Here is a 12319-nt window from a genome sequence, read left to right as displayed (position 1 = left end):
GTGCACCAACAGATCAAATGCAGGAGCTACCCAATGATTACCCGCCGCCAATTACTTAAAACCTCTGCTGTCGCATTACCCGCTATTATTCTGGCTTCGCAAACAATTGCAGGAGGTCATGGTCGTCTTGGGAAATTCAAGGGCGCCAGCAACCACGTTACCACTGGAACTGCAGAACTAGTGAAATCTGACAATGGTGGCAGCGTTAATCTTCTGGACGATTTCACCTTTGACGGCGCGCCCGATCCGAAGGTCGCGCTGGGCAAGGACGGAAAATATGACCCAAAGACGCTCAGCGGATTACTAAAGTCTAATAAAGGCGCATCCAGTTATGAGCTACCTGCTGGCATTGATCCAGATGACTACAATGAGGTCTGGATCTGGTGCGAGAAATTCAATGTGCCGCTTGGGGTGGCATCATTGGGTTAAACTATTCTGATACCGCTTGCGGAACGTGATAAGGCGGCAGGCGGTCTTTTAGCGGAAAACCGGGCAGGGTTGTCAAAAGCCCTGCCCTTATTTGTGTCCAGAATGATCCGAGGATCGTTACGAAAGCACCAAGGATCAGCAGGGTAGAGATGGAGGAAAATTTGCCATCTGAGCCACTGAGAGCTGAGCCGATGATCAGCCCCATGTAGATCAACCCCGCCGTCAGAAAGCTGCGCCGGTCGATGATCAGGGCTAATAGAGTAAAGAAGAATACTGCTGCCAGCGTCAGGATTGTGCTGGTCGGCTCGTACATATTGTAGACTGTCAGAAGCAATGTGTTGACCAGGGCGGGCGCTGCCAGCAAATGCAACCAAAAGGCGGTTGCTGAATAGCGGCTAACCCGGTGTGGGTCGCGCAGATCAAACCACATAGCTGCAATCATGGCGAGCAGGCCAAAGATCAGTGTTGCAATTGAAAAGACGGGGCTTTGGCGAATGTCGAAGAACTGGTCTACCGAATCTAGATAATCGTTACTGCTATCAGAAACGGAAACCATAGTGGCGATAGCCATGATCCCGATTAGCCCGAAAATCCCGAGTGCGAACATGGAGAACGGCAATCGAAAGACCCTAAAGTATAGCGCCATGCCGACCATACCCACGAAGCTGACAACGACGAAATGCCATGCTTCGATACGGCCCACTGGCACTATGAGGGCCGCAATAAGAAACCCAAGACTGCCTGCAAAGAAGATGGCCAGGGCAATACTCGGCAAGCTCATGCGGCGTTTCTTTGTGAAATAGGTCGCGGAAAACCACGACAGGAACAATGTGCAGAATGGAATGAGGATAGAATCCTTGAATATCGTCAAAAGGCCCATAACGCCTGACATCAGCAAGACTAGCCCTACCGTCACAAAAATCTCGCTGAAACCCTTGAATAGTTCAAATGGTTCGTCGTCGCCGATCATGTTGGCACGGTAGCCTTGGCGGCGGTCGGACAGGGAAATAAGGCTGGATGCCTGCGCCTCGGTCAAGGTGCCAGAGGCGACGGCGGCGCGGATGTCGTCGCGGGTGATGCTCTCAGCCATTGATGGATTCTACTGTCAGGTTGCCATTAGTGTAGACGCAAATCTCGGCCGCAATGGCAAGCGCTTTGCGGGCCACATCTTCGGCATCCGTGTCGCCGTCCATAAGGGCGCGGGCGGCGGCAAGTGCGTAGTTGCCGCCGGACCCGATGGCGGCGACATCATGTTCGGGCTCCAGCACATCGCCAGCGCCGGTTATGATGAACAGGTCTTTGCCATCAGTAACGATTAGCATTGCCTCAAGGTTCTTAAGATATTTGTCCATTCGCCAGTCTTTCGCCAGTTCAACGGCGGCGCGGGCCAGTTGGCCGGGCGTTGCTTCAAGTTTGCTTTCCAGCCGTTCAAGCAGGGTGAACGCGTCGGCTGTAGACCCGGCAAATCCCGCGACCACATCCATACCGCCCGGGGTCAGGCGACGTACTTTCTTCGCGGTGCCTTTTATCACAGTCTGGCCAAGGCTAACCTGACCATCGCCCGCGACGACCACCTTGCCGCCCTTTCGGACGCCGATGATTGTTGTGCCGTGCCAGCCGGGGAATTTGTTGTCGCTCATGTTTATCTCCTGCTCATTCGATATGTCATATAATGACAAGTCCGGGTACGCAAAACGATGAAATACAAGACCCGGCCAAACACAAACGATTAGAAGAGATCAATATCTATTCTTTTTGGGTCTATTATATTCACCAGCTTTGTGCATGAGATTGGCCCACGCCAACCCATTGCTTCAGCGTAAGACGGGCGATTCTTGGACGCGATGCATTTTCTGACGACAAAATTTTTGACTTTAACGCGATCTGAGTGCTGCAAAAACGGGCGCTTTCTGCATCGCGGCAAAAAATACCTCGCACATGCAGAATACACCTTGAAAGCTCATCCCGTCTCTTTCTAAGCTGAAAAAGACGAAGCACAGATGCTTCATTCGCCCTCCGCAGATGGAGGATTTAACAGAGCAAAGCCGCTCGAACCGTGCAACGCACCCTTCCCTCTCTGTGCGTGCCGGTTCGTGCGGCTTTTTTTAATTCAACATGCAAAACGGGATCAAATCTGATGAACAAACCTCTAAGCACAGTGACCGTGATTGCCGGGATGCTTGCAAGCGCAGCCTCTGCAGAGCTTCTTGATCTAGAAAAAGACGAGTTAAAGTTCGGCTTCATCAAACTGACGGATATGGCTCCGCTCGCCGTGGCCTATGAAAATGGCTACTTTGAGGACGAAGGCTTGTTCGTCACGCTCGAGGCGCAGGCGAATTGGAAAGTCCTGCTGGATGGCGTGATCGATGGGCAGTTGGACGGAGCGCACATGCTGGCCGGTCAGCCGCTGGCTGCCACTATTGGATATGGGACCGAAGCCCATATCATCACGCCATTTTCCATGGATCTGAACGGCAATGGCATAACGGTTTCAAACGAGATTTGGGATCAGATGAAGCCGCATGTGCCTTTGATGGACGATGGTCGCCCGCAGCATCCGATCTCGGCGTCCTCGCTGAAACCGGTGGTCGAGGATTACAAGGATCAGGGCATCCCCTTCAACATGGGTATGGTCTTCCCGGTCTCGACTCATAACTACGAGCTACGCTACTGGCTGGCAGCTGGTGGCCTTGAGCCCGGCTATTACAGCCCGGAAAATATTTCGGGCCAGATTGGCGCTGATGTCTTATTGTCGGTGACACCGCCGCCGCAGATGCCCGCAACGATGGAGGCCGGTACCATATTCGGCTATTGCGTAGGCGAGCCTTGGAACCAGCAGGCTGTGTTCAAGGGCATCGGCGTTCCGGTGATCACCGATTACCAGCTATGGAAAAACAACCCCGAGAAGGTGTTTGGTCTGTCGGCCGAGTTCGCCGAGGAAAACCCAAACACGACGCTTGCAATCACCAAGGCACTTATCCGCGCTGCGATTTGGCTGGATGAGAACGAAAACGCAAACCGCCCCGATGCTGTCGAGATTCTCAGCCGCTCGGAATATGTGGGGGCGGATTATGACGTTATCGCCAATTCTATGACCGGCACTTTCGAGTTCGAAAAGGGGGACAAGCGTGAGATCCCGGATTTCAACGTGTTCTTCCGCTATAATGCGACTTACCCCTACTACTCGGACGCCATCTGGTACCTGACCCAGATGCGGCGTTGGGGCCAAATTCCCGAGGCCAAGTCGGATGAGTGGTACTTCGAGACCGCCAAAGAGGTCTACAAACCGTCCATCTACTTGGAAGCCGCGCGCCTGTTGGTCGATGATGGTCTGGCAAACGAGGTCGACTTCCCTTGGGACAGTGATGGCTTCAAAGCACCGACCCCCACCGAGGATATCATCGACGGCATTGCTTATGATGGTAAAGCACCAAATGCCTATCTCGACAGCCTGCCGATCGGTTTGAAAGGTGAGCAGAAGGTCGTTGGTAACGAGGTGCAGGGCTAGGATTTGCCAGAAACTGGCGCCGGTCAGTTCGGCTCTTTTTCCAATTATCTGAGGTTTAACACCATGACAGCCATCGATCCGGGCACTCTTACCTCCACGGCCGAAAAAGAAGCTCGTCGCCAGCGTCTGTTCACTCGCATCAACAAGGCCGACAACTGGTTCCAGGTGCTGGGCCTTGCGTGGCTGACCCCGCTTCTGAAGGCTGCTGCGGGTGACAATCCGCGGGCACAAATGTCAGAGATTTGGCGCCTTTTGGGCGTGCCTCTGCTGGCAATTTTCCTCTTTCTCGGGGCGTGGGCTACGCTGGCACCCACTGTACAGACCTCGTTAGGTGCTATCCCCGGGCCGACAGACGTTTGGGAGCAAGCCAAGAGTTTGCACGCGGATGCCGAGCGCGAAAAGGAAAAAGAGACGGCCTTCTACGTGCGTCAGGACGAACGTAACGCCAAACTGGTTGCCGAGGGCAAGGAAGGTCGTGTCAAAGAGCGGGTCTACACTGGCAAGTCCACATATTACGACCAGATATGGACCTCAATCAAAACAGTCTTCTTCGGCTTTTTGATCGCGTCGGTCTTTGCCATTCCACTTGGCATTGCGGCAGGCTTGTCGGCAACAGCCAATGCTGCGCTAAACCCGTTGATACAGATATTCAAACCTGTGTCGCCGCTTGCGTGGTTGCCGATTGTGACCATGGTGGTTTCGGCTACCTATGCAAGCGATGGGTTTTTCGCGAAATCATTCCTTGTCTCGGCCATCACAGTGACCCTGTGCTCACTTTGGCCAACGCTGATCAATACAGCCCTTGGCGTATCTTCTATCGACAAGGACCTTGTCAGCGTTTCGAAGGTATTGAAAATGAACACCTATACCAAAATTACGAAACTGGTCCTTCCCTCGGCACTACCACTGATTTTCACTGGTCTACGCCTAAGCCTTGGTGTCGGTTGGATGGTGCTGATCGCGGCTGAAATGCTGGCGCAGAACCCTGGACTTGGCAAATTCGTTTGGGACGAGTTCCAAAACGGTTCCAGCCAGTCACTCGCCAAGATCATCGTGGCCGTGCTGACCATCGGGATCATTGGCTTCTTGTTGGACCGGGTGATGTATGCGCTTCAATCCATGTTCACATTCTCAAACAACCGGTGAATGGCATGGGTATTCTGAAACTTGATAACATCTCAAAAAGCTTCGGCAGCGGAGATAATCGCGCGGACGTCTTGCGTGGCATCACGCTGGATGTGGAAGAAGGCGAGTTCCTTGTCCTTCTGGGGTTCTCGGGCACTGGCAAGACAACGCTAATCAATCTTCTTGCCGGTCTCGATAAGCCTACAACGGGCACTGCGACCTTTAGGGGTGCGCCAATTGCCGGGCCGGGCCCCGAACGCGGCGTGATTTTTCAAAGCTATTCGTTAATGCCGTGGCTAACGGTCACCGGCAACGTGGGGCTTGCCGTTGATACGGTGTTTCCAAAGCTGACCAAGGCTGAACGCGTTGAAAAGGTCGCTCATTACGTCCAAATGGTGGGTCTCAGTCACGCAGCAAACCGACGTCCTGCCGAGCTTTCGGGCGGTATGCGCCAAAGGGTTAACGTGGCGCGAGCGCTTGCGATGAACCCTGAAGTTTTGCTGCTGGACGAACCGCTTTCGGCCTTGGATGCCCTGACGCGGGCCAATCTTGCCGACGAAATCGAGGCGATCTGGGAAGAGGCCAAGAAAACCTGCGTGCTGATCACCAATGATGTGGACGAAGCAATCATTCTGGGGGATCGGATCATTGCTTTAAACCCCGATGGGACATTGGGCGAGGAATTCCGCGTAGACATACCGCGTCCGCGCGACCGGACGGAGATGAACCATAATGACGTTTTCAAGAAGCTTCGTGCGGACGTCACAAAATACCTGATGGATGTAGGTATCGAGGCTAAGGTGGAAGGTGTGCGTATACTGCCGAATGTGACTCCGATCCATGGTGTGCCCTCGGCTGTTGTGAAGGCGCAAGAAGGCATGATTGATCAGCGCTTTCTGGATTTCTCGCAGCTTCACAAGGTCTATCCAACGCCCAAAGGTCCACTGACCGTGGTTGAAGACTTCGACCTCAAGATCAACAAGGGTGAGTTCATTTCGCTAATCGGACACTCGGGCTGCGGCAAGTCTACGGTTTTGACCATGGCGGCTGGTTTGAACGAAATCTCCAAGGGCGCGATCAAGCTTGATGGTCATCACGTTGAAGGCGCTGACCCTGAACGCGCTGTGGTCTTTCAGTCACCCAACTTGTTTCCCTGGCTCACCGCCAAGGAAAACGTCGCAATCGGTGTTGACCGGATTTATCCCAGCGCCAGTCAAGCTGAGCGTCAGGACGTGGTGGAATATTACCTTGAGCGCGTTGGCTTGGCCGACAGCATGGATAAAAGCGCCGCTGATTTGTCGAATGGAATGAAACAACGCGTGGGCATCGCGCGTGCCTTTGCTCTTTCCCCCAAACTTCTTCTTTTGGACGAACCGTTCGGTATGCTCGACAGCCTTACCCGTTGGGAACTGCAAGAAGTACTGATGGAAGTCTGGTCGCGCACCAAAGTCACAGCAATTTGCGTGACCCACGATGTGGACGAGGCGATCCTTCTGGCTGACCGCGTTGTGATGATGACGAACGGACCGCAAGCCACGATTGGCAAGATTGTCGATGTCGACCTGCCACGACCTCGCACGCGCAAGGCGCTTTTAGAACACCCGGATTACTATACCTACCGGCAGGATGTGTTGAATTTCCTTGAGGAATACGAGCACGGCGCGAAACCCAAAACCAAACCAACAGCCATTGCGGCGGAGTAAGCAAATGACCCAGAAACTGATTGTTATCGGGGCAGGTATGACCACGGGACGCGCGTTGGAGCATCTTTTTGAGGCAGGAGGTGATTTCGACGTCACACTGTTTAATGCTGAGCCGCGCGGGAATTACAACCGCATTATGCTGTCGCCTGTTTTAGCAGGCGACAAGACGTATGATGAAATCGTCACCCATGATGCGGCTTGGTACGAAGACAACAATGTCACTTGCCGGTTCGGTGAGCGCGTGGCTGAGATTGATCGCACAGCCAAAACGGTGACTTCTGAGACGGGCGAGGTTCTGTCTTACGATAAGTTGCTGTTTGGCACTGGATCCGATCCCTTCATGATCCCGCTTCCGGGCCACGATCTGGAAGGCGTCATCGCCTACCGCGATCTGGAAGATACGGAACGGATGATGGGAATGAATGCCGGACAGAAGGTCGTCGTCATCGGCGGCGGTTTGCTTGGCCTTGAGGCAGCAGCGGGCATGGCTGCGCGCGGTGTTGATGTGACTGTGGTCCACATCATGGGCCACCTGATGGAGCGGCAGTTGGACGAGGCCGCAGGCTATTTGTTAAGAAAAGCGCTGGCCGACAAGGGAATTACCGTGATGTGTCAGGCAAACTCGAAAGAGGTCCTTGGACAAGACGGAAAGGTGCGTGCGCTTTTGCTCGATGACGGCACTGAATTGCCTTGCGATCTTTTGGTGATGGCTGTGGGTATTCGCCCGAATGTGGCTTTGGCCAAGAAGGCCGGGTTGGCGGTGGGTCGCGGCATCCATGTGGATGATCAGATGATAACCTCGGATGCGAATATCTTGGCGGTCGGGGAATGCGTCGAACATGACGGTGCGCTCTTTGGGCTGGTGGCCCCGCTTTATGATCAAGCTAAGGTGGCAGCTGCCACCTTTATGGGCCAGGACGCGGCCTTCATGCAGAAGGAACTTTCGACCAAGCTGAAAGTGACGGGGTGCGATCTTTTCAGCGCAGGCGACTTTTCAGATGGCGAGGGGCGCGAGGACATCGTTTTTCGTGACCCGGCGTGCGGCGTTTATCGGCGGTTGGTGATCGAGGGCGACAAGATCATTGGCGTGGTCATGTATGGCGATACCGCCGACAGTAATTGGTTCTTCGGTCTGATCCGCGACAAGACCGACATCGCCGAGATGCGCGAGACGCTGATCTTTGGCCCGGCTTACCAAGGGGGTGCCCCCTGGACCCGTTAGCGGCCGTTGCAGCCTTACCGCCTGAAGCGGAAATCTGTGGCTGTAACGGCATTTGCAAAGGCACTATTCTAGACGCGATCCAGCAAGGGGCAACGGACCTAAACGCGGTGCGCACAGTGACAAAGGCCTCAGGTTCTTGTGGCACGTGTTCTGGGCTGGTCGAGCAAGTTCTGGCCGTATCCCTTGGCGATGACTTCAAGATACCGACCGCGCAACCAATCTGCGATTGCACGAACCTGACCCATGAAGATGTGCGCAGGATGATCAAAAGTCAGGAATTGAAATCCATGGCTGCCGTCTGGCAGGAATGCGCTTGGAAAACTGTTGACGGTTGCCATATCTGCCGCCCAGCTCTGAACTACTATCTGATCGCTGATTGGCCGCTTGAATATCTCGACGATCCGCAATCGCGGTTCATCAATGAGCGCAAGCACGCCAACATTCAGAAAGATGGCACATTCTCAGTGGTTCCCCGCATGTGGGGCGGCATTACCAATGCGGATGAACTGCGAGCCATCGCAGATGCCGCCGACAAATACAAAGTACCGACCGTCAAAGTCACCGGGGGTCAGCGGATCGACCTTTTAGGCGTTAAGGGTGAAGATCTACCCGCGATTTGGGCTGATCTGAACAAGGCTGGTATGGTGTCGGGACATGCGTATTCCAAGGGGTTGCGCACGGTGAAGACCTGTGTGGGTACAGATCATTGCAGGTTCGGCACACAAGATTCGACAGGGCTTGGCATTCGGCTGGAAAAAGCGCTTTGGGGGTCCTGGACACCGCACAAAGTCAAATTGGGTGTCTCGGGATGCCCGCGCAATTGTGCCGAAGCAACCTGCAAGGACATTGGCATCATTTGCGTAGACAGCGGCTATCAGGTGGGCATTGGTGGGGCTGCTGGTATGGACCTCAGAGAGATCGAACCATTGGCTCAGGTCACCACCGAGCAAGAGGCGATGGACCTGACAGTCGCCACTGTGCAGCTTTATCGTGAGAACGCTAAATATCTGGATCGGATTTATAAATTCGTCGCCAAGGTTGGGCTGGACTGGATCAAGAAGCGGATTGTGGATGATCTGGAAGGCCGAAGGGCCCTGATTGAGCGGTTCGACCTCAGCCAATCCGTCTATCAGAAAGACCCATGGGCGGAACATGCCGAAGAAAAAGCTGAAATCTATCAGCCGGTTGCGAATCTGGTGCTGGAGGCCGCGGAATGAGCCATTGGATCGACATCGCAGCGCTGGATGATATCCCGCCGCGTGGCGCACGTCTTGTGAAAACCCGCGAGGGCTGCGTAGCAGTTTTTCGCACAGCGGCGGATGAGGTCTTTGCCCTCGACAACGCCTGTCCGCACAAAGCGGGACCATTGGCCGAAGGTATCGTCCATGGCAGCGCAGTAACCTGCCCGCTGCACAACTGGGTGATCTCGCTGGAAACTGGGCTTGTGCAAGGCGCAGACGAAGGGCAGGTTGCGACCTATCCCGCACGGGTTGAGGACGGGCGCATCTTGTTGAATGCTGCCTTCATCGTTGCGACCAAAGTGGCATGAGCATCCGCACAACCTGTCCCTATTGTGGTGTTGGTTGCGGGGTGTTGGTCTCGTCAGACGGTACGATCAAGGGTGATCCGGACCATCCGGCTAACTTCGGGCGGCTTTGCTCTAAGGGCTCGGCTTTGGGCGAGACCATTGATCTTGATGGCCGCCTGCTTACGCCCCAAATCGCTGGTCGCGAGACAGATTGGGACAAGGCTCTTGAAACTGTGGCCACCGAGTTTTCACAGGCGATCCGGGATCATGGGCCTGACAGCGTGGCCTTCTACGTCTCAGGCCAACTGCTGACAGAAGATTATTATGTCGCCAACAAACTGATGAAGGGCTTCATCGGCTCGGCCAACATCGATACCAATTCAAGGCTTTGCATGGCCTCCTCAGTCGCTGGGCATAAGCGCGCTTTTGGAACTGATACCGTGCCGGGCACATATGCCGACCTCGAGGAAGCTGATTTGATCGTGCTTGTTGGCTCTAACTTGGCGTGGTGTCACCCGGTGTTGCACCAGCGTATTCTGGCCGCCAAAGGGGCGCGTCCAAGTTTGCAGATCATTAATATCGACCCGCGATACACGGCGACCTCTGAACTTGCCGATTTGCACCTTCAAATCGCATCAGACGGAGACATCGCGCTCTTCAACGGATTGCTTGCCTATTTGGCCGAAACGCAAAAAATCAATCTGTCCTATGTGCATGACCACGTGGCTGGCTGCCAGCAGGCCGTCGAAGCGGCCCGTATGTCAGATCCGGCTAGCAGCGGTCTTGACCCTCAGGCGCTGCAGGCTTTCTTCCGCATGTGGACAGGCACAGAGAAGGTCGTCACAGTCTATTCGCAGGGGGTCAACCAATCGGCCTGTGGCACTGATAAAGTGAACGCTATCCTGAACTGCCATCTGGCGACAGGCCGTATCGGCAAGCCTGGGATGGGGCCATTTTCGGTTACGGGCCAGCCAAACGCTATGGGCGGTCGTGAAGTGGGCGGATTGGCTAATATGCTGGCAAACCACCTTGATATTGAAAACGCCCAGCATCGAACCGCCGTACAAGGTTTCTGGAACAGCCCGACGATTTGCAGCGCACCGGGCTTGAAGGCTGTTGATCTGTTCAACGCATGTGCGTCAGGCCAGATAAAGGCGCTTTGGGTGATGTCGACGAATCCTGCGGTCAGTATGCCGTCTGCCAACAACGTGGCTGATGCCATCGCACAGGTTCCGTTCACGGTCGTCACCGATATTATGGCACGCACTGATACCGGTGATCTTGCAGATGTGCTTTTGCCTGCGACGGGCTGGGGCGAAAAAGACGGGACAGTCACCAATTCCGAACGTCGGATATCGCGTCAACGCGCTTTTCTACCTGTGCCCGGAAAAGCCCGACCGGACTGGCAAATCATATGTGATGTAGCGTGCCATATGGGCTGGGGCGCTGCGTTTGATTACACCAGTCCTGCTGAGATTTTCGCCGAATACGTCGCGCTTTCCAAAACCGCAGGTGCGTTTAACCGCGATCTGGATCTGAGCGTTTTTACCGATGCGGATTATAGCAACCTGTTGCCGCAGCAATGGCCGGACAACGACGTGAGGTTCTTTGCGAACGGAAACTTCTATCACCCAGATGGCAAGGCGCGGATGCTACCCATCAAAGCTCAGACGGCGGCGGTTGAAGGGTTCCGATTAAACACCGGTCGCATCCGTGACCAGTGGCACACAATGACAAGGACAGGAAAATCACCCCGCTTGAGCGGCCATCTGGCTGAGCCATTTGTGGAACTTCACCCACAGGATGCAGAAGAGCTTGGGGTTTCTGCCGCCGACATCGTGACATTGAGGTCCGGGAATAACGCGGGTCACTTTCGTGCGCTAATCAGCCACAAGACACCTAAAGGGGAGCTCTTTGCGCCAATGCATTGGACCCGCCAGCGCAGTTCGGCGGGATGGGTCAACGGATTGGTGTCAACCATGGCAGACCCTATATCAGGGCAACCTGCTCTGAAGTCAGGCGTGGTCAAGGCCGAGCGTTATGACGCTCAGTGGTTCGGTTATCTGGTCTCAAGCGGTCCGATTACCCCTTGCGATGGCTATGCTGCGATAGCCCGGACTGAAACCGGCTGGCAGGCCGAGCTTGCAGGTATTGAGGAACCTGCGGATTGGGCCGGATTGTTTTTGAGTATGACAGACATGCCCGGTGCAACGCTTAGCCAGTATGAGGATACGCAAGGTGGCACTCGTCGATTTGCGCTTGTGCACGAGAGTCGCTTGGCGGCTCTTTTCTTTGCAGCTCGCCAGCCTGTTGCCCTGTCGCGCAGCCATGCCATTGCGCAAATCGGCACTGATGTCACAAGCTTGACCGCGCTGGCTGGTCGTCCCGGTTCGGGGGTCTTCGATCCTGGTGCCCTAGTCTGTTCTTGCATGGCTGTCGGCGTCAACACCTTGCGCGCGGCAATCCTTGAAGGTGCCGACAGTGTCGAAATGCTGGGCGACTGCACCGGCGCAGGAACAAACTGCGGTTCATGCCGCCCTGAACTTGCTGCATTGCTTGCCAAGATGCCCGAACGGTTAGCCGCTGAATAATCGCTTTGCGCTGACGATTTGTGGAAAACAAGGATGCCTGAAAGGATCTTGCGGGGCCATACAAAGCTTGCAATGAGCGCCCCTGTTTCAACAAATTAACGAAACAGAGGCCATTTATATAACAACAGTGTCGATTTTCATTTGTGAAGTGGAGCGAACTAACTGATATTATAGCAGGATTAGAAGAAGGCATAGCTTGGGCTTTTTGAACTC

The 12319-nt window shown here is 54.6% G+C and carries 8 protein-coding genes and 1 pseudogene; 7 read left to right on the top strand and 2 right to left on the bottom strand.

Translation table 11 applies throughout. The features are described from left to right. The first annotated feature begins 33 nt into the window (after positions 1 to 33). The gene (locus ACZ1HF_RS13385; RefSeq protein WP_472657980.1) at positions 34 to 429 is read left to right on the top strand and encodes a DM13 domain-containing protein; all 396 of its coding nucleotides are present in this window, start codon (positions 34 to 36) and stop codon (positions 427 to 429) included. A 1-nt stretch (position 430) separates the two neighbouring features. On the opposite strand, the gene ACZ1HF_RS13380 is transcribed toward ACZ1HF_RS13385, so the two are convergent. Together ACZ1HF_RS13380 and hslV are read right to left on the bottom strand one after the other, a co-directional pair. Beyond that, positions 431 to 1519 (bottom strand): hypothetical protein, encoded by a 1089-nt coding sequence (locus tag ACZ1HF_RS13380; RefSeq protein WP_472657979.1) that lies wholly within the window; start codon positions 1517 to 1519, stop codon positions 431 to 433. Then, a complete protein-coding gene (gene hslV, locus ACZ1HF_RS13375) occupies positions 1512 to 2069 on the bottom strand; it encodes an ATP-dependent protease subunit HslV (RefSeq protein ID WP_472657978.1) in 558 nt (185 codons plus the stop codon). The genes ACZ1HF_RS13380 and hslV overlap by 8 nt, the downstream gene beginning before the upstream one ends. Before the next feature lie 497 nt (positions 2070 to 2566). On the opposite strand from hslV, the gene ACZ1HF_RS13370 reads away from it, so the two are divergent. The 6 genes and pseudogenes from ACZ1HF_RS13370 (at position 2567) to ACZ1HF_RS13345 (ending at position 12106) form a co-directional block, all read left to right on the top strand. Then, the gene (locus ACZ1HF_RS13370) at positions 2567 to 3937 is read left to right on the top strand and encodes a CmpA/NrtA family ABC transporter substrate-binding protein (protein WP_472657977.1); all 1371 of its coding nucleotides are present in this window, start codon (positions 2567 to 2569) and stop codon (positions 3935 to 3937) included. A 63-nt stretch (positions 3938 to 4000) separates the two neighbouring features. Then, entirely contained in the window at positions 4001 to 5083 is a 1083-nt protein-coding gene (locus tag ACZ1HF_RS13365; RefSeq protein WP_472657976.1) for an ABC transporter permease, read from the top strand. A gap of 5 nt (positions 5084 to 5088) precedes the next feature. Next, positions 5089 to 6765, top strand: a complete 1677-nt coding sequence (locus ACZ1HF_RS13360; RefSeq protein ID WP_472657975.1) for an ABC transporter ATP-binding protein — start codon at positions 5089 to 5091, stop codon at positions 6763 to 6765. A 4-nt stretch (positions 6766 to 6769) separates the two neighbouring features. After that, positions 6770 to 9204, top strand: a pseudogene (gene nirB / locus ACZ1HF_RS13355) (nitrite reductase large subunit NirB). Beyond that, on the top strand, positions 9201 to 9536 hold the full coding sequence (nirD, locus tag ACZ1HF_RS13350; protein WP_472657974.1) for a nitrite reductase small subunit NirD: 336 nt from the start codon (positions 9201 to 9203) through the stop codon (positions 9534 to 9536). The pseudogene nirB and the gene nirD overlap by 4 nt, the downstream one beginning before the upstream one ends. Further along, complete coding sequence (locus tag ACZ1HF_RS13345) at positions 9533 to 12106, top strand: nitrate reductase (protein ID WP_472657973.1); 2574 nt, start codon at positions 9533 to 9535, stop codon at positions 12104 to 12106. Before nirD ends, ACZ1HF_RS13345 begins: the two co-directional genes overlap by 4 nt. Positions 12107 to 12319 lie beyond the last annotated feature (213 nt).

This window comes from Litoreibacter sp. GN1-5 (assembly GCF_055693805.1).
Note: the sequence above shows the minus strand (reverse complement) of the source record. Positions and strands in the feature narration are given on the sequence as shown.